This window comes from Caulobacter sp. DWP3-1-3b2 (assembly GCF_049896325.1).
Classification (GTDB): domain Bacteria; phylum Pseudomonadota; class Alphaproteobacteria; order Caulobacterales; family Caulobacteraceae; genus Caulobacter.
Map to the genome: position 1 here is coordinate 30680 of NZ_JAFCUB010000028.1, position 22665 is coordinate 53344.

At 66.8% G+C, this 22665-nt stretch carries 22 protein-coding genes; 17 read left to right on the plus strand and 5 right to left on the minus strand.

All coding sequences use genetic code 11. The features are described 5' to 3' along the window. Nucleotides 1–112 precede the first annotated feature (112 nt). The 13 genes from flgE (at nt 113) to ACP7AG_RS16095 (ending at nt 12877) form a co-directional block, all read left to right on the plus strand. On the plus strand, nt 113–1783 hold the full coding sequence (gene flgE / locus ACP7AG_RS16035; protein ID WP_426013171.1) for a flagellar hook protein FlgE: 1671 nt from the start codon (nt 113–115) through the stop codon (nt 1781–1783). A 169-nt stretch (nt 1784–1952) separates the two neighbouring features. After that, complete coding sequence (locus tag ACP7AG_RS16040) at nt 1953–2234, plus strand: DUF1153 domain-containing protein (protein ID WP_426013173.1); 282 nt, start codon at nt 1953–1955, stop codon at nt 2232–2234. 345 nt (nt 2235–2579) lie between these two features. Continuing rightward, nucleotides 2580–4229, plus strand: a complete 1650-nt coding sequence (fliF, locus tag ACP7AG_RS16045; RefSeq protein ID WP_426013175.1) for a flagellar basal-body MS-ring/collar protein FliF — start codon at nt 2580–2582, stop codon at nt 4227–4229. Continuing rightward, nucleotides 4229–5248, plus strand: a complete 1020-nt coding sequence (gene fliG, locus ACP7AG_RS16050) for a flagellar motor switch protein FliG (RefSeq protein ID WP_426013177.1) — start codon at nt 4229–4231, stop codon at nt 5246–5248. Before fliF ends, fliG begins: the two co-directional genes overlap by 1 nt. Before the next feature lie 12 nt (nt 5249–5260). Continuing rightward, nucleotides 5261–5908: a flagellar assembly protein FliH gene (locus ACP7AG_RS16055; RefSeq protein ID WP_426013179.1), complete on the plus strand. Its 648-nt coding sequence runs from the start codon at nt 5261–5263 to the stop codon at nt 5906–5908. Between the two features lie 5 nt (nt 5909–5913). Continuing rightward, a complete protein-coding gene (gene fliN / locus ACP7AG_RS16060) occupies nt 5914–6249 on the plus strand; it encodes a flagellar motor switch protein FliN (RefSeq protein ID WP_426013181.1) in 336 nt (111 codons plus the stop codon). A gap of 90 nt (nt 6250–6339) precedes the next feature. Then, entirely contained in the window at nt 6340–7707 is a 1368-nt protein-coding gene (locus tag ACP7AG_RS16065; RefSeq protein WP_426013183.1) for a sigma-54 interaction domain-containing protein, read from the plus strand. Between the two features lie 138 nt (nt 7708–7845). Then, nucleotides 7846–9957 carry a flagellar biosynthesis protein FlhA gene (gene flhA, locus ACP7AG_RS16070; RefSeq protein ID WP_426013185.1) on the plus strand — a complete coding sequence of 704 codons (2112 nt, stop codon included), beginning with the start codon at nt 7846–7848 and terminating at the stop codon, nt 9955–9957. 208 nt (nt 9958–10165) lie between these two features. Beyond that, complete coding sequence (locus tag ACP7AG_RS16075) at nt 10166–10684, plus strand: hypothetical protein (protein ID WP_426013187.1); 519 nt, start codon at nt 10166–10168, stop codon at nt 10682–10684. 117 nt (nt 10685–10801) lie between these two features. Continuing rightward, nucleotides 10802–11194, plus strand: a complete 393-nt coding sequence (locus ACP7AG_RS16080; RefSeq protein ID WP_426013189.1) for a DUF4282 domain-containing protein — start codon at nt 10802–10804, stop codon at nt 11192–11194. Between the two features lie 124 nt (nt 11195–11318). Continuing rightward, the gene (locus ACP7AG_RS16085) at nt 11319–11750 is read left to right on the plus strand and encodes a helix-turn-helix domain-containing protein (RefSeq protein WP_426032019.1); all 432 of its coding nucleotides are present in this window, start codon (nt 11319–11321) and stop codon (nt 11748–11750) included. Between the two features lie 310 nt (nt 11751–12060). Beyond that, a complete protein-coding gene (locus ACP7AG_RS16090) occupies nt 12061–12696 on the plus strand; it encodes a glutathione S-transferase family protein (protein ID WP_426013193.1) in 636 nt (211 codons plus the stop codon). A gap of 28 nt (nt 12697–12724) precedes the next feature. Then, nucleotides 12725–12877: a hypothetical protein gene (locus ACP7AG_RS16095; protein ID WP_426013195.1), complete on the plus strand. Its 153-nt coding sequence runs from the start codon at nt 12725–12727 to the stop codon at nt 12875–12877. Nucleotides 12878–12986: 109 nt separating this feature from the next. Here the strand turns inward: ACP7AG_RS16095 and clpB are convergent, their stop codons facing one another. The 4 genes from clpB to prmC form a co-directional block, all read right to left on the minus strand. Continuing rightward, nucleotides 12987–15575 carry an ATP-dependent chaperone ClpB gene (clpB, locus tag ACP7AG_RS16100; RefSeq protein ID WP_426013197.1) on the minus strand — a complete coding sequence of 863 codons (2589 nt, stop codon included), beginning with the start codon at nt 15573–15575 and terminating at the stop codon, nt 12987–12989. A gap of 94 nt (nt 15576–15669) precedes the next feature. After that, the gene (locus tag ACP7AG_RS16105) at nt 15670–16410 is read right to left on the minus strand and encodes a M48 family metallopeptidase (protein WP_426013199.1); all 741 of its coding nucleotides are present in this window, start codon (nt 16408–16410) and stop codon (nt 15670–15672) included. Between the two features lie 171 nt (nt 16411–16581). After that, nucleotides 16582–17748 carry a DUF4167 domain-containing protein gene (locus tag ACP7AG_RS16110; RefSeq protein ID WP_426032021.1) on the minus strand — a complete coding sequence of 389 codons (1167 nt, stop codon included), beginning with the start codon at nt 17746–17748 and terminating at the stop codon, nt 16582–16584. 301 nt (nt 17749–18049) lie between these two features. Beyond that, a complete protein-coding gene (gene prmC / locus ACP7AG_RS16115; protein WP_426032023.1) occupies nt 18050–18898 on the minus strand; it encodes a peptide chain release factor N(5)-glutamine methyltransferase in 849 nt (282 codons plus the stop codon). An 84-nt stretch (nt 18899–18982) separates the two neighbouring features. On the opposite strand from prmC, the gene ACP7AG_RS16120 reads away from it, so the two are divergent. Both ACP7AG_RS16120 and ACP7AG_RS16125 read left to right on the plus strand, forming a co-directional pair. Then, entirely contained in the window at nt 18983–19231 is a 249-nt protein-coding gene (locus ACP7AG_RS16120; protein WP_426013203.1) for a type II toxin-antitoxin system ParD family antitoxin, read from the plus strand. 4 nt (nt 19232–19235) lie between these two features. Next, nucleotides 19236–19538, plus strand: a complete 303-nt coding sequence (locus ACP7AG_RS16125; protein ID WP_426032025.1) for a type II toxin-antitoxin system RelE/ParE family toxin — start codon at nt 19236–19238, stop codon at nt 19536–19538. Here the strand turns inward: ACP7AG_RS16125 and ACP7AG_RS16130 are convergent. Further along, the gene (locus tag ACP7AG_RS16130) at nt 19530–20306 is read right to left on the minus strand and encodes an MOSC domain-containing protein (protein WP_426032027.1); all 777 of its coding nucleotides are present in this window, start codon (nt 20304–20306) and stop codon (nt 19530–19532) included. The two genes, ACP7AG_RS16125 and ACP7AG_RS16130, sit on opposite strands and share 9 nt — an antisense overlap. A 109-nt stretch (nt 20307–20415) precedes the next feature. On the opposite strand from ACP7AG_RS16130, the gene ACP7AG_RS16135 reads away from it, so the two are divergent. Together ACP7AG_RS16135 and ACP7AG_RS16140 are read left to right on the plus strand one after the other, a co-directional pair. Further along, nucleotides 20416–21678, plus strand: a complete 1263-nt coding sequence (locus tag ACP7AG_RS16135) for a YihY/virulence factor BrkB family protein (RefSeq protein WP_426013209.1) — start codon at nt 20416–20418, stop codon at nt 21676–21678. Between the two features lie 87 nt (nt 21679–21765). Next, nucleotides 21766–22296, plus strand: a complete 531-nt coding sequence (locus tag ACP7AG_RS16140; RefSeq protein ID WP_426032029.1) for a GNAT family N-acetyltransferase — start codon at nt 21766–21768, stop codon at nt 22294–22296. Nucleotides 22297–22665: the final 369 nt, after the last annotated feature.

Here is a 22665-nt window from a genome sequence, read left to right on the forward strand (position 1 = left end):
CGCCACCCATGAATGGGCGTCAGAATGACGCCGTCGCGGCCTCCCCGGAGCGCCCAAACGCAAACCGCGCTGAACCCCTCAACCCATTGACCTTCATCGCAGGAATACAGTCATGAGCATCAACAGCGCCATGCTCTCGGGCGTTTCGGGCCTGATCTCCAACTCGTCGGCCCTGGCCGCGATCTCGGACAACATCGCCAACGTCAACACGGTTGGCTATAAGCGCAGTTCGGCGAACTTCTCGACGCTCGTCACCGCGCAGAGCAAGAGCGCCACCTACAGCGCCGGCGGGGTGAAGGCCCAAACGCACCAGTTTGTCAGCCAGCAAGGCCTGACCCAGTCGACGAGCTCGAACCTGGACCTGTCGATCGCCGGCTCGGGCTTCTTCGTTGGCACCGAAAAGCCGGAAGGCCTGACCGCCACCGATACGCGCTCGTTCACCCGCGCCGGCTCGTTTCAGCTGGACAATCTGGGCTATCTGAAGAACGACGCCGGCCTCTATCTGCAAGGCTGGCTGGCCGATCCGGTGACCGGCACGATCACCCCCGATCCGTCGGACCTGACGCAACTGTCGTCGATCAATGTGGGCACGGTCGGCGGCACCGCCGAGAAAACCACCCGTATTGGCGTCAACGCCAACCTGCGCTCCGAGCAGCCAGTGTCCGCCGCAGCCAATGCGGCCGCCACCAAGACCGCTGTGGTCGATAGCGGCGGCGGCACAGCCAACTACTCGATCTATTACAGCCCCACGGGCGCGGGTAACCAGTACAGCGTCGAAATCCGCAAGGCCGGCGTCGCGGTTTCGACCGGCACGGCGACCTTCGATCCCGTCACCGGCAACCTGTTGTCGACCACCCTGCCGGGCACGCCCCCCAACATCACCGTCGCGCCCGGCGTCACCGTCACCCAGACCCAGATGGGCCTGAACACCAAGGCCGACGCCATCGCCAGCGGCGCCTATGACCCGACCACCCGCTCGATGTCGGACTACGCCCTGGACAACACCACGGGCGTCAAGCCGGACTTCGAGATTCAGATTCCGGTCTCCGACTCCAAGGGCGGCCAGCGCACCATCACCCTGTCGCTGCTGAAGGGTCCGGGCCCCAATGAATGGTTCGCCGAACTGCGCGCCAAGCCGGGCGACCTGGACAACAACGCCAATGGCCAGATCGCGTCGGGCAAGGTGACCTTCACCACCGACGGCAAGCTCGCCTCGGTCGGCAACCTGTTCGGCGGCATCACCCCGACGGCGATCACGATCGGCGCGTCCGACCCGACAGTGACCACCTCGACGCCGCGCTGGGCCGACGGCCTGGGCATCGACGCCCAGAACCTGCAGGTCGACCTGGCCAACGCCGCCGGCGGCCTGACCCAGTACAACAGCCAGTCGGTCGTCCAGTCGGTGAACACCAACGGCACCGCGTTCGGCAATCTGACCAATATCGAAGTCGACGACAAAGGCTATGTCTCGGCGATTTTCGACAACGGCGTGACCCGCCGGATCGCACAGGTGGCGATCGCGACCTTCTCGAACCCCAACGGATTGAAGGGGGTGAACGGAAATGCGTATCGCGTCACGAACGAAAGCGGCACCTACAGCCTGAAGACTCCGGGCGGTGGCGGCGCGGGCTCGATTGCTCCGTCCACCCTCGAAGCCTCGACCGTCGACCTGTCGACAGAGTTCACCGGCTTGATCACGACACAAAGAGCCTACTCGGCTTCGTCGAAGATCATCACTACAGCCGATCAGATGCTGGAAGAACTTCTCAGCATTAAGCGGTAATTACAGGTCTTAACCGACTTTAATTAGCCTGTGTCGAATTGAGACATCACTGGAGCAGGGAGAAAGTCATATGTTTCAGCCTTTCTTTACTATTGGAATTAAGCCGATGTTATTTCCCGGCGCCTATATTCCTCTCCAACAGTGATGGTTGTGGGAAAGGCGTAAAGCCATGTTGCAGCAGCAGCGCACGAACAGCCGGGGTGAGAAGTACGTGATCGGTCCGACCGGCGCGCCACTAACTCTCTCCGACTTGCCGCCTCCGGAAACCCAACGTTGGGTGATCCGGCGCAAGGCCGAGGTGGTCGCCGCAGTCCGCGGTGGTCTGCTCTCGCTCGACGAGGCGTGCGATCGGTACAAGTTGACCAATGAGGAGTTCCTCAATTGGCAGCAATCGATCGAACGGCACGGTCTGGCGGGTCTTCGGACGACCCGGCTTCAGCAGTATCGCTAGAGCATTTTTCGAGCGAAGTGGTTCCGGTTCGCGTGAAGAAAAATGCGTCGAAACAGGAGATTAGAGCTCACGGCCTGACGCAGTCAGGTCGGGAAATGCTCTAGCCGCGGGACTGGATGGCCATGGCGTGCAAGGGCTTCGCCTCTTGTCAGCCTTCCATGAGATAGATCAACGGCCGCGTCCCCTGGGGCGCGGCCGCGACCTTTTGGCGCCTGTGGCGGCGCTTGCCAGGGCCCTTTGTAAACGACCCGTTTACCTTGCACTGGGTAAATCCTGCCTAGCGACGGCGTGCTTCGGTGCGCAGCTGGCGTCCTATCGGGACGCTCTTTCGGGGCAGGGCGTAGGTTGGATAGATTCCTGAGCGCGATTCAGAGATTTGGCGTCGGCCGTCTGGCCGCCCTGATCGGCGTCGCCGCTGGCGCGATCGCCGTGATCGCGGCCGTAATGCTGATGATGAGCAAGCAGCCTAATGAGCTGCTGCTGTCCAATGTCGATCCCAAGGAATCAGCCGCCGCCACTCAGGCGCTCGACACCGCCGGCATCAAGTACGAGACCAAGAGCGACGGCTCGACGATCTATGTCGCCCGCGACAAGGTCAACGCCGCCCGCCAGCTGATCTTCACCAAGGGGCTCGTGACCTCCGGGTCGGTCGGTTACGAAATCTTCGACACCGGCAGCGCCCTGGGCCAGACCGACTTCGTCCAGCAGCTGAACCGCCAGCGCGCCCTGCAGGGCGAGCTCGAACGCACGATCCAGGGCTGGGACGGCGTGCGCGCCGCCCGCGTCCACCTGGTCATGCCCAAGCGCCAGCTCTTCGAGGAAGACGCCGCTCAACCGACCGCCGCCGTCAGCATCAGCATGGGCCGCGAGCCCTCGGCCGACATGGTCCGCGCCATCCAGAACCTGGTGGCCGGTTCGGTTTCGGGCATGAAGCCCGAAGCCGTCGGCGTGATGGACCAGCACGGCAAGACCCTGTCTGCCGGCAATAACGACAGCCTGGCTGGCAAGGCCGCCCAGGACGCCAAGAGCGAGGCCGAGGCCCGCATCGCAAAGACGGTGCAGGACATGCTCGACGGCGTGCTCGGTCCGGGCAAGGCGCGCGTCAAGGTCACCGCCGATCTGGACCTGAGCCGGGTCACCATGCAGGAGCGCAAGTTCGACCCGGACGGCCAGGTCATCCGCTCGGAAAGCACCAACGAGAACAGCGCCAGCGAGAACAAGAACGACGACAACGGCGGCGTCACCTCGACCCAGAACATCCCCGGCCAGACCCCGAACGGCTTCCAGCCGCTGGGCTCCAAGTCGGCCGGCAACGAGAGCGTCACCAACTACGAGATCGGCGAAACCACCAAGACCACCGTCCAGGAGCCGGGTCAGGTGACCAAGCAGGCTGTGTCGGTGGCCATCGACGGAATGACCGCCCCCGCCGGCAAGAACGGCAAGTTGGGCGCCTACACCCCGCGCAGCGCCGAGGAAATGGCGAAGCTGGACCAGATGGTGAAGACCGCGGTCGGTTACGACGCCGCGCGCGGCGACCAGGTCTCCCTGGTCAACGTCGCCTTCCCGCAACCCGAGGACCAGGGTCTGGGCAAGGCCGGCCTGATGGCGGGCTTTGACAAGAACGACATCATGCGGATCGCCGAACTCGGCGTGCTAGCGGTCGTGGCGCTGCTGATCCTGCTCTTCGCGGTCCGGCCGTTCCTCAAGAGCCTGATGGGTCCTCCGCCAACCCCGCTGGGCATGGCCCTGAACGGGCCGCAGGTGACCCGCATGGTCACCCTCTCTGACGGTTCGACCCAGGAAGTGGTCATCGACCAGTCGGGCGAGGCGATCGCCATCGCCGGTCCGGCCAGCGACATGGACAACCGGATCGACATCGCCAAGATCGAGGGCCAGGTGAAGGCCTCGTCGATCAAGCGGGTGTCGGAGTTCGTCGAAAAACATCCTGACGAGTCCGTCGCGATCCTGCGCACCTGGCTGCACGAGTCCGAATAATGGCCAAGGGCGCGATCACCGACGTCAAGAAGCTGTCCGGGCCCGAGAAGGCCGCGATCGTGCTGCTCGCCCTGGGTGAGGACCACACCGCGATCTGGGAAGCCCTGGACGACGAGGAAATCAAGGAAGTCTCACAGGCCATGGCCGGCCTGGGCTCGATCTCGGCGTCGGTCGTCGAGGAGCTGCTGGTTGAATTCGTCTCGGGCATGAGCTCGACCGGCGCGATCATGGGCTCCTACGAACAAACCCAGCGCCTGCTGTCGGCCTTCATGCCGCCGGAGAAGGTCGACCAGCTGATGGAGGAGATCCGCGGTCCGGCGGGTCGCACCATGTGGGACAAGCTGGGCAATGTGAACGAGGCGGTGCTCGCCAACTATCTGAAGAACGAATATCCGCAGACCGTCGCCGTGGTTCTGTCGAAGGTGAAGTCCGACCACGCCGCGCGCGTTCTGGCGTCCCTGCCTGAGGACTTCGCCCTGGAATGCGTCACCCGCATGCTGCGGATGGAGCCGGTGCAGCGCGAGATCCTCGACAAGATCGAGCAGACCCTGCGCACCGAATTCATGTCGAACCTGGCGCGCACCTCCAAGCGCGACAGCCACGAGATGATGGCCGAGATCTTCAACAACTTCGACCGCCAGACCGAGGCGCGGTTCATCGCGGCCCTGGAAGAGCGCAACCGCGAGGCCGCCGAGCGCATCCGCGCCCTGATGTTCGTGTTCGAGGACCTTTCGAAGCTCGACCCGGGCGGCGTCCAGACCCTGTTGCGCGCCACGGGCAAGGAACAACTGGCCCTGGCCCTGAAGGGCGCCTCGGACAAGCTGCGCGAGATGTTCTTCTCCAACATGTCGGAACGCGCCTCGAAGATCATGCGCGAGGACATGGAGAGCATGGGCCCCGTGCGTCTGAAGGACGTCGACCAGGCCCAGGTCGCCATGGTGCAGGTCGCCAAGGACCTGGCCGCCAAGGGCGAGATCATGCTGGCCGGGGCCGGCGCCGAAGACGAACTGATCTACTAGGGAGATGGCTGAATGACCGACATCCCCCACAAGCGCTTCACCTTCGACACCGTGTTCGACGATCGCGGCGGCATGAGCGCGCCGGTTCGCGTGCAGAAGAACTTCACGCTGGAAGAGCTGGAAGCCGCCAAGGCCCAGGCCTTCGCCGAGGGCGAGCAGTCGGCTGTGGCCCGCGCTGAGCGCGAGGCCGCCGCCGCCCTGGCCCAGGTTGGTCAGGTCGTGCACGAGGCCTTCTCCACCCTGACCGCCGTGGCCCACGAGCACCGCGAAGGCTCGGCGATGCTGGCCCTGGCCTGCGGCCGGGCCATCGCCGACGCAGCCCTGGACCAGTTCCCGCAGGCCCCAACCCAGGCGGCCCTGGTCGCCTTGGCCCGCGAGGTCGAGGCCAGTCCGAAACTGACTGTCCGCGTCGCCCCGAATCTGGTCGAGCGCACTCAGGCGGCCTTGGAGACTACGGCCCACGCCATTGGCTATCCCGGCCAGATCCTGGCGAGGGCCGACGCCCACTTCCCGCCCGCCGCCTTCCTCCTCGACTGGGGTGACGGGCGCGCGGCCTTCAACCCCGCAGACGCGGCCGCCCGCGTCACAAAGGCCCTCGAAGCCGCCATCGCGGCCGAGGGTCTCCACGCCGAACCCCTGCTTCCCGCTAGCGAAAGCTGACCCCGATGTCCGAAGACAATCTCACCCTCGACGAATTCGGCGGCAGCATGCTGGCCTCCGAAATGCCGGTCGAGATGTCCGACAAGATCGCGGCGGACCTGGCGCCGGTGTTCGACGTCCCCGTCAACATCTCCGCAGTGCTGGGCCGGGCCCACATGTCGGTGGCGCAGCTGCTGCAGCTGACGGCCGGTAGCATCCTGGAGCTCGATCGCAAGGTCGGCGAGGCGATCGACATCTATGTGAACAACCGCCTGGTGGCGCGCGGCGAGGTCGTCGTCGTCGACGAGCGCCTGGGCGTGACCATGACGGAAATCATCAAGGACGGCGACGCCGCCGGCTAAGGCCAAGCGACGTCGACTACCGCTTAAACAGTTGCACTGCCCCTTCTTCAGCGGGGTTAGGGGCGGCAAAGCCCCAACGGAGAGAAAACGATGCGCCTCCTGGTCGTCGGAAAACTGAACGGACAGCTCTCGGTCGCCGTGAAGATGGCGATGAACACCGGGGCCAAGGTCTCGCATGTCGAGACCACGGAAGCGGCTACGCATGCGCTGCGCGCCGGGCAGGGAGCCGATCTGCTGATGGTCGACTACACGCTCGACATCGCCGGCATGATCGCCGCCAACGAGTCCGAGCGGATCCGGGTGCCGGTCGTGGCCTGCGGGGTCGACGCCGATCCGGTCAAGGCCGCCGCCGCGATCAAGGCCGGGGCGAAAGAGTTCATCCCGTTGCCGCCGGACGCCGAGCTGATCGCCGCCGTGCTAGCCGCCGTCACCGACGACAACCGTCCGATGATCGTCCGCGATCCGGCCATGGGCGACGTCATCCGCCTGGCCGACCAGGTGGCGGCGTCAGAAGCCTCGATCCTGATCACCGGCGAAAGCGGCTCGGGCAAGGAGGTCATGGCCCGCTATGTCCACGCCAAGTCGCGTCGGGCCAAGGCGCCGTTCATCAGCGTCAACTGCGCCGCCATCCCCGAAAACCTGCTGGAGAGCGAACTGTTCGGCCATGAGAAGGGGGCCTTCACCGGCGCCCTGGCCCGCCGGATCGGCAAGTTCGAGGAAGCCAATGGCGGCACGCTGCTGCTCGATGAAATCAGCGAGATGGACACCCGCCTGCAGGCCAAGTTGCTGCGGGCCATTCAGGAACGCGAGATCGACCGGGTCGGCGGCTCCAAGCCGGTGAAGGTCGATATCCGCATCCTGGCCACCTCCAACCGCGACCTGACGGCCGCAGTGAAGGACGGCTCGTTCCGCGAGGACCTGCTCTATCGCCTCAACGTCGTGAACCTGCGCCTGCCGCCGCTGCGCGAGCGTCCGGGCGACGTCATCACCCTGTGCGAGCACTTCGTGAAGAAGTATTCGGCCGCCAATGGCGTCGCCGAAAAGCCGATCTCGGCCGAGGCCAAGCGTCGGCTGATCGCCCACCGCTGGCCGGGCAATGTGCGGGAACTGGAAAACGCCATGCACCGCGCGGTGCTGCTGTCGCCGGGCTCGGAGATCGAGGAATTCGCCATCCGCCTGCCCGATGGCCAGCCCTTGGCCCCGGCCCCCGACACCTTAGTCGCCCGCGGCGCCCAGATGGCGGCCGACGCCATCTCGCGCACCTTCGTCGGCTCGACGGTGGCCGAGGTCGAGCAGACCCTGATCATCGACACCCTGGAGCACTGCATGGGCAATCGCACGCACGCGGCCAACATCCTGGGCATCTCGATCCGCACTTTGCGCAACAAGCTGAAGGAATATTCCGAAGCCGGCGTCGCCGTACCCGCGCCCCAGGGCGGCGTGACCAACGCCGCCTAGCCGTCGAGTTCGCCGGCCCTGTCGGAGGGCCGCGACCATCGGTCCGGCGCCCGACATGGCTAACTTTCACTAAGGACGTGGCGGCCCCCCGCAAATCGCTTCATCGCGATCGGGGCCTCCACCGGACCCAGGATCTGCATGGCTGACGCCGCCGTCCCCAAGACCGCCTCTTCCATGCCCAGCGCCAGCTCGCTGTGGGCGGGGATCCTGCGCGGCGAAATGGGCCTGGCCCTGGGCATCGTCGGCATCATCGTCCTGCTGATCATCCCCGTCCCGGCGATGGTGCTGGACCTGTTGCTGGCCATTTCGCTGACCGGCTCGGTGTTGATCCTGATGACTGCGGTGCTGATCAAGAAGCCGCTGGAATTCACCTCGTTCCCGACCGTGCTCCTGGTCGCCACCCTCTACCGGCTGGGGCTGAACATCGCCTCGACGCGCCTGATCCTCGGCCATGGCCAGGAAGGCTCGCACGGGGCCGGCGCGGTGATCGCGGCGTTCGGCAACCTGATGATGCAGGGCAATTTCGTCATCGGGGTGATCGTCTTCATCATCCTGGTGGTGGTCAACTTCATGGTCGTCACCAAGGGTTCGGGCCGGATCGCCGAAGTCGCCGCCCGCTTCACGCTCGACGCCATGCCCGGCAAGCAGATGGCCATCGACGCCGACCTGTCGACCGGCCTGATCGACCAGGACACCGCCAAGCAGCGCCGCAAGGATCTGGAGCAGGAAAGCACCTTCTTCGGCGCCATGGACGGCGCGAGCAAGTTCGTGAAGGGCGACGCCGTCGCCGGCCTGATCATCACCGCCATCAACATCATCGGCGGCATTCTCATTGGTGTCGTCCAGCACAAGATGCCGATCGGCGAGGCCTCGGCCAGCTACACCCTGATGACCATCGGCGACGGCCTGGTCAGTCAGATCCCGGCCCTGATCATCTCGATCGCCGCCGGCCTGGTGGTCTCCAAGGCCGGCGTCGAAGGCAGCGCCAACGCCGCCCTGATTACCCAGCTGGCCATGAACCCGGTGGCCCTCGGCATGGTCTCGGCCTCGTCCGGCGTCATCGCCCTGATCCCGGGCATGCCGATCATCCCGTTCGCCGCCCTGTCGATCGGGTCGGGCTATCTGGCCTATCGCCGCGCCATGACGGCCAAGCAGCCCAAGCCGCTCGACCCCGCCGCCATGGCCGCCCTGGCCGAGGGCTCGGCCGAGCCGGAGGAGGAGCCAATCAGCGCCTCCCTGGCCATAGACGACGTCAAGATCGAGCTGGGCTACGGCTTGCTGACCCTGATCAACGACCTGGACGGCCGCAAGCTGACCGACCAGATCCGCGCCCTGCGCAAGACCCTGGCCACCGAGTTTGGCTTCGTGATGCCGCCGGTCCGCATCCTCGACAACATGCGCTTGGCCAACCAGGGCTACGCGATCCGCATCAAGGAGATGGAGGCCGGGGCCGGCGAGGTCCGGCTGGGCTGCCTGATGGCCATGGACCCGCGCGGCGGCCAGGTGGAGTTGCCCGGCGAGCACGTGCGCGAACCCGCCTTTGGCCTGCCCGCCACCTGGGTGGAAGAGGCGATGCGCGAGGAGGCCACCTTCCGCGGCTACACCATCGTCGATCCGGCCACCGTGCTGACCACGCACCTGACCGAGATCCTCAAGGAGAACATGACCGACCTGCTCTCCTACGCCGAGGTGCAGAAGCTGCTGAAGGACCTGCCGGAGGGCCAGAAGAAGCTGGTCGACGACCTGATCCCCTCGGTGGTCAGCGCCACCACCATCCAGCGCGTGCTGCAGGCCCTGCTCAAGGAACGCGTGTCGATCCGCGACCTGCCGCAGATCCTGGAAGGGATCGGCGAGGCCGCGCCGCACACCGCCTCGGTGACCCAGCTGGTCGAGCAGGTGCGCGCCCGTTTGGGGCGTCAGCTGTGCTGGTCCAATCGCGGCGAGGACGGCAGCTTGCCGATCATCACCCTGTCGGCCGAATGGGAGCAGGCCTTCGCCGAGGCCCTGGTTGGTTCGGGCGAGGACAAGCAGTTGGCCCTGGCCCCTTCGCGACTGCAGGACTTCATCCGCGGCGTCCGCGACGCCTTCGACCAGGCGGCCATGGGCGGCGACAGCGCCGTGCTGCTGACCAGCCCCGGCGTGCGGCCCTATGTGCGTTCGATCATCGAGCGCTTCCGCGGCCAGACCGTGGTGATGAGCCAGAACGAGATCCATCCGCGTGCGCGTCTGCGCACGGTGGGCATGGTTTAGGGGCGATCGCCGCTCCACGATTGGGGACGCGCGCATGCGCGCCTCCCCGTCCCAACCCACGCCCTATCCAGATTGTGGCGCTCAACCTCAGGCCGCCACATTTCGCCGCGAAATGGTCACGCTCTGTTACCGACTATTTCGGAACCGTGACTGATTAGGTCGCGTTTTGTTTGGCAAGGCGGGGGCCTGCAAGACGGAGCGCAAAACCATGAAGACCAAGATCGCCATGTTCGCCGCCGCCGCGACGCTTTCGCTGGCTGGCGCTGCATTCGCCCAATCGACGGCCCCGGCCGCGCCGACCAATCCGACGCAGCTGCCGCCAGCCACGACCTCATCGACCACCACCACCACGACGGCCCCGGCCAAGGCGACAACCGCCGCGCCGGCCATGCCTTCGGCCACCGCGCCGGCTCAATCCACCACGAGCAGCACGACGACCTCGACCACTGCGGCTGACGCCGACGCGGCGGGTACGCCGTCCTCGGCCAATGTGGCCCTCGACCTGAAGGTCGGCTCGGCGGTGAAGGATCCTTCCGGCGCAGTGGTGGGCGTCATCTCCGGCGCATCGGCCGGCGCTGACGGTTCGACCAATGTGGTCGTGACCAGCGGCGAGAAGAAGTTTGCCCTGCCCAAGGCCAGCTTCAGCGCGGGCGCCGACGGCAGTCTCGCCACCACGGCCACCAAGGCCCAGATCGACGCCACCCTGGCCGGCGCCAAGCCGCAATAAGCCAGGCGTGCGGCGATAGACGGTCCGGAGCCCGCTCGGCATTGCCGAGCGGGCTTCACGCTGCTAGCGATGCAGCTTACCGGGCGGGTGTGTTTCCGCTGACATGAGGGGTGTCGGATGGCTCCGGCCAACAAATCCAACGCGCGCGGCTCGAACGGTCTGTTCTGGGACCTGCTGACGTTCGACCGGCTCGTCACGGGACCGGTGATCCATCTGATCTACTGGGCGGGTCTGGGCGTCGTGGCGCTGTTCGCCTTTTCCGTGGTGGGCGCCGCCGTCGGCCTAGCCCTCAAGGAGCCTGGCCCACAATCTCTGCTGCTGGCTTTCCCAGTGCTGATCGCTGGCCTGCTGGTCGCCGCGGCCATGGTGCTGCTCTGGCGCGCCTTCTGCGAATTCTACGTCGCCATCTTCCGGATCAGCGAAGACCTCCGCGCCCTGCGCCAGGCCAGCGACGCCGACCACGCGGTGGCCGCCGTGACCCGTCCGCCGGCTCAAAAGCCGCTTGGCTAGCGACATCGGCCTGTGACCAAACAACACGGTATACAGAAAATAACCACCTTGGCTTGAGGGGGCGCCCCGTCCCCGGCGTCTAAGCGAAAGGAGGCCTGTTGTGTCTCCGACCGAGGAGACGCCTTTGGCCGCCGATCACGAACCTCACCTCGTCGATATCCACGTGGGCGCGCGGGTGCGCATGCGCCGCAAATCGCTGGGCCTGAGCCAGACCCAACTGGCCGAGAGCGTTGGCATCACCTTCCAGCAACTTCAGAAATACGAGCGTGGCGCTAATCGGGTCAGCGCCTCCAAGCTCTATGGTATCGCCGTGACCCTGCAGGCTTCGGTCGCTTGGTTCTTCGAGGGCCTGTCGGTCGTCGATCTGGCTAACGCCACCGACGAGCAGATGCACGACGAGCGCCGTACAAAGAGCCTGCAGCGGTTCATGATGTCGAGCGAGGGGGTCGAGCTGGCCACCCTGGTGCCGAAGATCCCCCTGCATCAACGCCGCCAAATCCTGGCCCTGGCCAGGAGCCTGGGCGAGACGGAGGACGCGTCCGCCAAGGTGGGCTGAGGCCTGGGTGCCTTCGCGCGCCGGGGCCGCGAGGCTGGTTCCGCTCATGCGGGCGAGTGCGCGGTCAGACGGGCGTCAAAACAAAATATTAGAGCTCACGGCCTGACGCAGTCAGGTCGGGAAATGCTCTAGCAAGCGGTTCGAGCACTGAAGTCGGGTTCGGGATTTCCGAGGATGCAACCTTGGGCACGCGGCGATGAGCCGCGCTCCAAGCCACCTGAAACGGCGCGAAGATCGGATAGCACCGATCGTCGAGATTGCTTCGCCGAGGCCGCGCGCTAGGATCGCGCCTCGTTCCACGGAGGCCGCCATGACCGACGAAATCGTCTTCTACACCAACCCAATGTCGCGTGGCCGGGTCATCCGCTGGATGCTCGAGGAAGTCGGCGCGCCCTATCGCACCGAGGTGCTCGACTATGCCTCGTCAATGAAAGCCCCCGCCTATCTGGCCATCAACCCGATGGGCAAGGTGCCGGCCATCACCCATCGCGGCGTCACGATCACCGAGGGCGCGGCGATCTGCGCCTACCTGGCCGACGCCTTCCCTGAGAAGGGCCTGGCCCCACCCGTGAGTTCGCCCGAGCGCGGGACCTATTATCGCTGGCTGATGTTCGCCTGCGGGCCCGTGGAATCCGCAGTCACCAACAAGTCGCTCGGCTTCGAGGTTCCCGCTGATCGCAAGCCCATGGCGGGCTATGGCTGCCTGGAAGACACGCTCGACGCTCTGGAGACGGCGGTCACCGGCAAGACCTACATCGCCGGCGACAGGTTCTCGGCGGCCGACGTCTATGTCGGTTCGCAGATCGGCTGGGGCATGATGTTCGGCTCGATCGAGAAGCGCCCGGCGTTCGAGGCCTATTGGGCCGGGATCAGCGCCCGGCCGGCCGCCAAGCGCGCCGCCGAGATCGACGACGCCCTGATCGCGGCGGCTCAGGCGGCCTCCTGAAACCCGCTCCCGGAGGAGATCTGGTGATATGATCTCGCCCAGGACCTGGATCACCGCGCGCTGGTTCTGGGCGCGGCCGCCGGGAGTGTCGTTCGGGGCCGGCGGGTCTTCCTCGCCGTACGAGATGCTGCGGCTCGCTAGAGCATTTCCCGACCTGACTGCGTCAGGCCGTGAGCTCTAATCTGTTGTTTTGACGCATTTTTCTTCACGCGAACCGGAACCACTTCGCTCGAAAAATGCTTCAGCGGAGCGGACGATGATCACGTCCGCCCCGCTGAAGCCTCGCAAGCCTACTGCAGGGTCGCCTTGCCGATCGCCAGGCCACCGTCGCCGGTCCCTACGGCGATCACGCCGCCATCTTCCAGTTCGCCGGCCAGCAGCCGCTTGGCGATTGGGTCGATCAGGTCTTTCTGGATCACCCGCTTGAGCGGGCGCGCGCCATAGACCGGATCATAGCCCTTGTCGGCCAGCCACTGCAGGGCGCCGGCATCCAGCGACAGCGTCATGCGACGCTCGGCCAGCATCTTGTCGACCCGTTGCAGCTGGATGCGGACGATGTCGCCCATGTTGGCGCGGGAGAGCCGCTTGAACAGGATGATCTCGTCGATCCGGTTGAGGAACTCGGGACGGAAGTGGCCGCGCACCGTGTTCATCACCAGAGGCCGCACCTCTTCCACATCCGAACCGTCTTCCTGACCGGCCAGATATTCCGAGCCAAGGTTGGAGGTCATGATGATCAGGGTGTTCCTGAAATCGACCGTCCGACCCTGGCCGTCCGTGAGCCGGCCGTCATCCAGCACCTGAAGCAGCACGTTGAAAACGTCCGGGTGAGCCTTCTCGATCTCGTCGAACAGCAGCACCTGATAGGGCCGCCGGCGCACGGCCTCGGTCAGGGCCCCGCCCTCGTCATAACCGACATAGCCGGGGGGCGCGCCGATCATCCGGCTGACCGAGTGCTTCTCCATGTATTCGCTCATGTCCATGCGGGTGATCGCATGCTCATCGGCGAACATGAACTCGGCCAGGGCCTTGGTCAGCTCGGTCTTGCCCACGCCCGTCGGACCCAGGAACAGGAACGAGCCGATCGGCTTGGACGGGTCGTGCAGGCCCGCGCGGGCCCGGCGCACGGCGTCGGACACCGCCTCCAGCGCCTCGTCCTGGCCGACGACGCGGCCGCGCAGGGCGTCCTCCATCTTCAGCAGCTTCTCGCGCTCGCCTTCCAGCATCTTCTCAACCGGCACGCCCGTCCAGCGGCTGACCACGGCGGCGATCTGCTCGGCGTCGACGACCTCGGGAGTCAGGGCCTTCTGGGTCCCGCCCTCGCCGCTCTCGGCTTCCGCCAGACGGCGCTCCAGGGCGGGGATCTCGCCATATTGGATCTGGCCGGCCCGCGCGAAGTCGCCGGCCCGCTGAGCGGAGGCGAGATCGGCGCGCAGGCGGTCCAGGGCCTCGCGGGCCTGGGCGGCGCCGCCGACCTTGTCCTTCTCGGCCTTCCAGCGGGCGGTCATCTCGTCGGAGCGGAACTGCAGGTCATCGACTTCGACTTCAAGGTTTTCCAGGCGCTGCCTGGAGGCCGCGTCAGTTTCCTTGCTCAGCGCCTCGCGCTCGATCTTCAGCTGCACCAGGCGGCGGTCGATCTCGTCCAGTTCCTCGGGCTTGGAGTCGATCGCCATCCGCACCCGGCTAGCGGCCTCGTCCATCAGGTCGATGGCCTTGTCCGGCAGGAAGCGGTCGGCGATGTAGCGGTTGCTCAGGGTGGCGGCGGCGACCAGGGCGGAGTCCGAGATCCGCACGCCGTGGTGCACCTCGTACTTTTCCTTCAGCCCGCGCAAGATCGAGACGGTGTCCTCCACCGTGGGCTCGCCGACGAACACCGGCTGAAACCGGCGCGCCAGGGCGGCGTCCTTCTCGACGTGCTTGCGGTACTCGTCCAGCGTGGTGGCGCCCACGCAGTGCAGCTCGCCGCGCGCCAGGGCGGGTTTCAGCAGGTTGGAGGCGTCCATGGCCCCCTCGCTCTTGCCGGCCCCAACCAGCGTGTGCATCTCGTCGATGAACAGGATGATCGAGCCCTCGGCGGCGGTGACCTCGCCGAGCACGGCCTTGAGCCGCTCCTCGAACTCGCCGCGATATTTCGCGCCGGCGATCAGGCTGCCCATGTCCAGCGACAGCAGCTTCTTGTCCTTCAGGCTTTCGGGCACATCGCCCTCGACGATGCGCTGGGCCAGGCCCTCGACGATCGCGGTCTTGCCGACGCCGGGCTCGCCGATCAGGACGGGATTGTTTTTGGTGCGGCGGCTCAGCACCTGGATGGTGCGGCGGATCTCCTCGTCGCGGCCGATCACCGGGTCGATCTTGCCATCGCGAGCCGCCTGGGTCAGGTCGCGGGCATAGCGCTTGAGGGCGTCATAGCCGTCCTCGGTCGAGGCGCTGTCGGCGGTTCGGCCCTTGCGAACGGCGGCGGCGGCGGTCTCCAGGCCCTGGGCGCTAGCGCCGGCGTCCTTTAGGATCTTGGCCGCGTCGCCGCCTTCCTTGGCGATGGCGATCAGCAGGCGTTCGGTGGTGACGAAGGCGTCTCCGGCCTTCTTGGCGCCTGTCTCGGCCGCGTCAAACACCCGTGCGGTGTCCGGCTTCATGAACAGCTGGCCGCCCGCGCCGTCGACGCGCGGCGTCTTGGCCAGCAGGGCGTCGGTCGCGGCGTCGGCGGCGTCGGGCCGCCCGCCGGCGCTCTGGATCAAGGCGCGGCTGAGGCCGTCCTTCTCCTCAAGCAGCACCTTGAGCAGGTGTTCAGGGCCGAGCTGCTGATGGCCCCGGGCTAGCGCCAGGCTTTGAGCGGATTGCACGGCGGTCTTGGCGCGGTCGGAATAGAGGTCGATTTTCATGATATCCCCAATGTCGGCGGATCCGGCCGCGTCGCCTTGATCAAGCGCAACGCGGCTTCAGGGGATGTAGTGTGGCCGATGGGCCACACAAGCGTCACCAGCCGCGGCCGGCGATATATGTTTGCAGCGCCGCGATCCGCGAGGCGTCCGACGGGTGGGTCGAGGCGAACTGCGGGCTGTTCGAACCGCCTTGGGCCTGCATGTGTGTCCACAGCACCACCGCCTCGCGCGGCCGGTAACCGGCCCGCTGCATGAAATCGACCCCCAACCGGTCGGCCTCCAACTCCTGCTTGCGCGAGAACGGCAGCAGGAAGCCGTACTTCGCGCCCGTCGCGCCATAGCTGTTGATCGCGCGCGCCGCGTCTGACGAGCCGGCCGCCACCCCCAGAACGCCCAGCACCAGGCTCGAGGCCACGGTCTGCGACTGTCGCTCGGCGGCGTGGTGGGCGACGACGTGACCGGCCTCATGACCGATCACGGCGGCCAGTTGGTCGTCATTGTCGACCAACTTGACCAGGCCCGTGGTGACCCCAACATGACCGCCGGGCAGCACGAAGGCGTTGGGGGCTGTATCCTCGAAGACCGCATAGTCCCACGGCCGGCCGCCCAGCCCCGCCGCGTCGACCACGCGCTGGCCCACGGCCCGCACCCGGGCGGTCGCCGCCTTGTCCGGGCTGACCTTGCTGGTCGCCAGGGCCTGGCTCCAGGCCTGCTCGCCGGCCTTGGCCAAGCTGGCGTCGTCGATGATGGTCATCTGCTGGCGACCCAACTCGGGATTATAGGCGCAAGCCGACAGGGTCAGGGCGGCGAGGGGGAGGAGCAGAACCGGGCGCATGGGGTCTCCGACGGTCTTTCCGAAAGGGTCCAAATCCCTAGCGACAAAGCTTCCGCCATTTCAACCCCTCACGTCGCATCGGCGGGGCGGCCGCAGGCGCTCGGGCAGGCACAGCATCATCCCCCGCCTGCGGCGGAGGATCAGACGCCGATGGCGGTCACGGCACGGCGGTCAGGCGTCGTCCGACCCAGGCGCGGCGCCTTCGAAGCTGCGTGGGGCGCGGCGACGCTTGGGCTTTGCCGGGGCGGCCTCGGCGTCGGCGGCCAGCACCGATGAGGTCGAGACCGGGCCGGCGTCCGCGGCGGGCTCCGCGCGCGGCGTCTTGCGGCCCAGGAAGGCCGGGGCGTGGCTGACATCGCCGTCCTGGCTGCGCAGCAGCGGCGAGGAGGGAGCCTCGCTGGTCAGCGGCGTGGCCTGGGGCTCGATCACCGCCATCGGATCACGGTCGCGGGGCGCGCGCTCGCGGCGCGGACGCTCGCGGCGGGCTTCGGTCGGCGCGGCCTCGACGGCTTCGGCGACGACGGCGGGACGGTCTTCACGGACGCGGTCCTCGCGAGGGCGCTCGTCACGGAAACGATCTTCGCGCGGCGCGCGCTCCTCACGCGGCCGGTCGTCACGGGGACGCTCTTCACGTGGCGGACGATCATCACGAGGCGGACGATCATCACGAGGCCGATCTTCCCGGGGCCGGTCGTCACGAGGACGGTCATCACGCGGGCGGTCATCACGCGGGCGGTTGTCGTCGCGCGGACGCTCGTCGCGTTCGCGCCAACGGTCGCGGCGGCCTTGACCCTGGCCTTGGCCACCTTGGCCCTGACCGTCGAAGCGGTCTCGGTTTTGGTTGTTGTTATTGTTATTGTTGTCCCGCGGCCGGTCGTCGCGCGGCCGGTTCTCGAAGCGGTCGCGGCGGCCCTCGTTGGTCTGGCCGTCGTTGCCGTTCTCGCCGTCGCCCTGGGTCTCGGTCTGGACGACTTCGGGGATCTCGGGCTGTTCTTCCGGCTCGGCCTCGAAGTCGATCTCGTAGGCCGAATAGGCGTCCTTGCCGATGATGTCGCTGACCGGGCGATTCGGCTGAATGGCCCGCAACACGCGGAAATAGTGCTCGGCGTGCTGCAGATAGTTCTCGGCCAGAACCCGGTCGCCGGACGACGTCGCGTCGCGGGCCAGTTGCTGGTACTTTTCATAAACGCCTTGGGCGGCGCCGCGCACCTTCACGCCTTCGGGGCCGTTCGAATCGAAGGCCCGGTTGGCGTTGTGCTGCTGAGGCTTGCCGCCACTCACCATGCCGCCGCGATTATTGCGGCCGCGCTGGCGCTTCATGCCCTTGAAATCTCTCATGTTCTCTTCTGAACCTGTCCGGCGGCGATCAATGTCACGTCCGGCTGTTTGGTCTCTTCGAGCGGGGTGGAACCCTGCGGTTCGGCCTTCGATTGTCTAGAGACGCTGGTTTCCGTAGAGCCTCCGCCCGGTTCGGGCGCGGCGATCAGCCTGTTGGGCCGTTCGCGCCTGCCGGGGGAGCCTTGCGATCATCGAAGACGACCGCTTTTCCCGTCACCCGGCGTTTTGGAAGGAGACCTTATCCGTCTAGCGCCTCACGCCGGGCTTTCCAAGGGATTTTTCGACCCTCTCGCCGGCCCGCCTATTTCGTGCCGGTGACAACGCGGTCGTGGACCGAAAGGTCCTTGATGGTCCGTACGTTCTGGCCGCCGGCTTCCTTGAACAGTGTCTCGACCGCTTCGGACTGGTCGTAGCCGATCTCGACGGCGAACATCGCGCCGGGCTTGAGCACCCGCAGGATCTCGCCGGCCAGGAAGCGGTAGGCGTCCAGGCCGTCGGGACCGCCATCCAAGGCCAGGCGCGGCTCGTGGTCGCGCACCTCCGGCTCGAGGGTCTCGATCACGTGGGTGGCGATATAGGGCGGGTTGGAGACCACCAGGTCGAAGCTGTCGTCGCCCAGTCCGTTGGTCCAGTCGCCGCGCATCAGGGCCACGCGGCCGGCCAGGTCCAGATTGGCGGCGTTCTCACGCGCCACGGCCAGGGCCTCCTCGGAGACGTCGATCCCCAGCCCCTTGCCGGCCGGCCGCTCGGCCAACACCGCCAGCAGGATCGTGCCCGAGCCGACGCCGAGGTCGAGCATGTTGAAGCTGATCTGCTCCGGAAACGCCTTCAGCACCTCGTCGACGATGACCTCGGTCTCGGGCCGCGGCGTCAGGACGTTCTTGTTGACCTGCAGCAGGATCTTCCAGAACCCCTTGCGGCCGATGATGTGGCTGACCGGCTCGCGCCGAGCGCGACGGTTCAGGAAGTCGTCGAGCGTCGCCTCCTGGTCTGGTGTCAGTTCGCGGTAGGGATCGGTGATGATGTCGGTGCGCGTGACGTCGGCGGCCACTTCCAGCAGCAGGCGGGCGTCGATCGCCGGCTGATCGATCTGAACAGTCTTCAGACGTTCCTTGGCGGCGGTCCAGGCTTTGACGAGGGTCAGGGTCATGGGCGGCTCCTTAGCGCGTCGGCGGCGCCGGGGCGAGTTTGAGTTTGGTACCAGATTTTGGTAATATGTGGCTCGGAGGATCCGATGAGCAAGAATACCTCGATCGTTCTTAGTGACCACTTCCAGACCTTCATCGAAGGCCAGATCGGAGAAGGACGCTACGGCTCGGCCAGCGAGGTCGTGCGGGCGGGCCTGCGTCTGTTGGAGAACCAGGAAGCGCGTATGACGGCGCTAAGAGCCGAACTAGCCAAAGGCGTGGCGAGCGGGTTCATCCACGACTTCGACTTCGACGGCTTTATCGCGGAGAAGCTGCAAGGCGAAAGCGAAGCTTAGCGGAGTGAAGGCCTATCGGCTTTCGCACGGCGCCCGGCGTGATCTCGGCGATATCTGGGACTACTCACGCGACCATTGGGGTGCGCGGCGGGCCGCAAGCTACCTTCATGACCTGCGCGCCACCATCGGCTTGATCGCCGAGCACCCTGGCGTCGGAACCGTGCTTGAGGCGCCTGACCACGCCTTTCGCAAGCGACCCGTCGGATCGCACGTCATCTTCTATCGTCTTGAAGCCGGTGTGGTGGAGATCGTCCGAATTCTGCATCAGAACATGGACGCCACGCGCCGATTGCCAGGGCTAGACTAGCCCCACCCCATCCCCCTCGCGCACCGTCCCGCCCTCTTCCACCTTCATATAGATTCCGCAGAACATGTGGCCGTAATGGTCGAACAGCGCCTTGACCATTTCGATGTCGCGTTGCGCGGTGACCGGATCGACATGGATGGCCGCGCAGCGGACGATGGGCTTCAGCACCTGGGCCCGCGCCGCCCCGACCCGCAGGGCGTGGCCGGTCCAGTCGTTCTCGATCCAGGCCGGCCAGCCCTCGACATAGAGGTTGGCGCGGAACCGCAGCGGATCGACGGGGCGGGCCAGCTTGGCCGCAAGGTCGCGGACGCTGGCGAGATTGACGATGGACACATAGCCCGACCGGCTGTCCATGAACCGGTAGTCGCCTGGCCCCTCCACCACTCGCAGCGGACCCCTGATCGCGTCGCCCAACAAAGCCTCGAGCCACGCCTCGAAGCCGCGCCGCCCCGGCTCGCCCCGCAGGTCGCCGGCGAAGTCCGGCTGGCCCTGGGCGCTGGCGGTCAGCAGGCCGGTGGCGTCGTCATAGGCCGTGCGAGCCATGGCGACGGCGGGGATCTTGGCCAGCACCGTGAACTTCATCTTCGAGATATGGGCCGGCACGTCGGGGTCAAAGCCGCTGGGCCCGTCCTCCACCGCATAGAGCCGGTCGCACGGAAAGCATTCGCCGGCCACCAGCTGCGCCGCCGCCAGCCGTTCGGGCGTGAACCCCTTCACGGGGTGGCGGTAGAGGCTGACGATACTCGCCTGCGGTGTTGGCGCTTGCATGGCCGGCAAGGTCGATGACGACTCAGGGCTTGGCAAGCCGCGAAACAGGGTAAGACCGGCGCAGGAACGGAGCGGCGCCCGGCGAGTTCCTCCCCCGGAGGGCCACACCATGACAGATAAAGCGCCGCGACGCCCCCTCCGGTCGTGGATCGCCTCGCGCCCCTATCACCTGGCCCCGTGGATCGCCCTGCTGGCCCTGGCGCCCTTCGCCCTGCCCCGCCGCGCGCCCGGCCCCACGGGCGCCGCCGACCGCCTCCCCAGCGAAACGCCCATCGAGAACCCGCCCGGCCTGTCCGAGGACCGGGCCATGCCGCCGCACGACTTCGACCAGGTCGAACCCCTGCGCGGCCGCGCCGCCCACCATCCCCACCACATCCCGATGCTGGGCTGGCGCGACATCCTGTGGCGCACCTTCCGCGAGATCGAGGCCGACCGCCTGCCGGCCGTGGCCGGGGGCGTCACCTTCTACACCCTGCTGGCCCTGTTCCCGGCCATCGGCGCCTTCGTGTCGCTATACGGCCTGTTCGCCGACGTCGGGGCGGTCGAGAAGCAGTTGCGGGAGATGTCCAGCGTCTTCCCCGCCAGCGTCGTCAACATCGTCGGCGAGCAGATGCTGCGCCTGGCCAGCCAGGAACAGACCAAGCTGGGCGTCGCCTTCGTGGTCAGCCTGCTGCTGTCGGTGTGGAGCGCCAACGCCAGCATGAAGGCGCTCTTCGACGGGCTGAACGTCGCCTATGACGAGGACGACAAGCGCAATTTCGTCACCAAGACCGCGTGGACCTACGCCTTCACCTTCTGCGCCCTGCTCTATGCGGGGGTGCTGGCCGGGGTGCTGATCGGCGCGCCGATCGTGCTGGAGCATGTGGGTCTGAGCAGCGCGGCGGTGATCTGGATCCCCCTGCGCTGGCTGATCGTGCTGGTGGTGACGACCGGCGCCTTCGCCATGCTCTACCGCTTCGCGCCCTGCCGCGCCCGTCCCCGCTGGCGCTGGGTGATCTGGGGATCGGTGTTCGGCGCCGCAGCCTGGCTGATCGGCTCGCTGGGCTTCTCGCTCTATGTCAACACCGTCGCCCATTATGACGCCACCTACGGCCCCCTGGGCGCCATCATCGCCTTCATGGTCTGGATGTGGTTCTCGATCATGACCGTGCTGGTCGGCGCCGAGCTGAACGCCGAGATCGAGCACCAGACCGCCATCGACTCCACCACCGGCCCCGAAAAGCCGATGGGCGAGCGCGGCGCCGCCATGGCCGACACCGTCGGCCTGGCCTTCCATCCCTGGGAATTCCTGCAGCGCGAGGCCGGCGTCGTCAAACGCGCCTCGGGCCGCTATTGGAACCAGGCCCGGGGTCGCAAGCCGCCGCCGGCCTGACAAAAATCCTCTGGTCCCGGCGGATGCCGGGATGAGCGGAGAAAAGGTGGCTTAAGCAGAAGGCCACGACCCGCTAAACCTCCACCCATGATCTTCGCCCCCGCCGCCGAGACCGACTTCCCCGCCCTCGTGGCCCTGGTCAACAGCGCCTATCGCGGCCAGGGCGCGCAAGCCGGCTGGACCACCGAGGCCGGCTATATCGACGGCCAGCGCATCGACCTGGACAGCCTCCGCCAGGACCTGGCCGACGCTCCGGGCGCCACACTGCTGACCCTACGCGACGCGGCGGACGGCCCCCTGCTGGGCTGTGTCTGGCTGCAGCCGGACGGCGACAGTCCGGGCGAGGACGTCTGGTACCTGGGCATGCTGACCATCCGCCCCGACCTCCAGGACCGCAAGCTCGGCGCCGCACTGCTGGCCCAGGCCGAGGCCCACGCCGCCCGCCTGGGCGCCAAGCGCGTCCGCATGACGGTGGTCCACCTGCGCGACACCCTGATCGCCTGGTATCAGCGCCGCGGCTACGCCCTGACCGGCGAACGCGAGCCGTTCCCGGTGGGAGAACGGTTCGGGACGCCGCGGCAGGCGCTGGAGTTCGTGGTGCTGGAGAAGGGGGTTTAGCTGAAGCCTCCTTCCTCCCCCGCTCTGGGGAGGCAAGGCGCGTTTGGTCGACGTCCGCGCCCTGGCGCGGGCCACAACCTCGACGGCCTCCGACAGGGCCTGCGACCCGAACGATCGCGCGTCGGCAAGATAGGCCTCGATGCCCTCTTCGCTCTCCAGATAGTCGGCCGGGTCGAACGGTAATGTTTCCACGTCAGATTTCCCCGCATGACGGCCCAGGCCCTGCCGGCGAGCCACCGTCCGCGTCGGCGAGGCCGCGCCTTGAAACCTTGATGGCGAGCTTGCTCTGGCGTCTGACGATGTCAAGGATGGGGCGGAGCGCCGCCGCGACGCGGCCGCCAGAGGCGGTCCGTGGCAGCGTCAGACGCC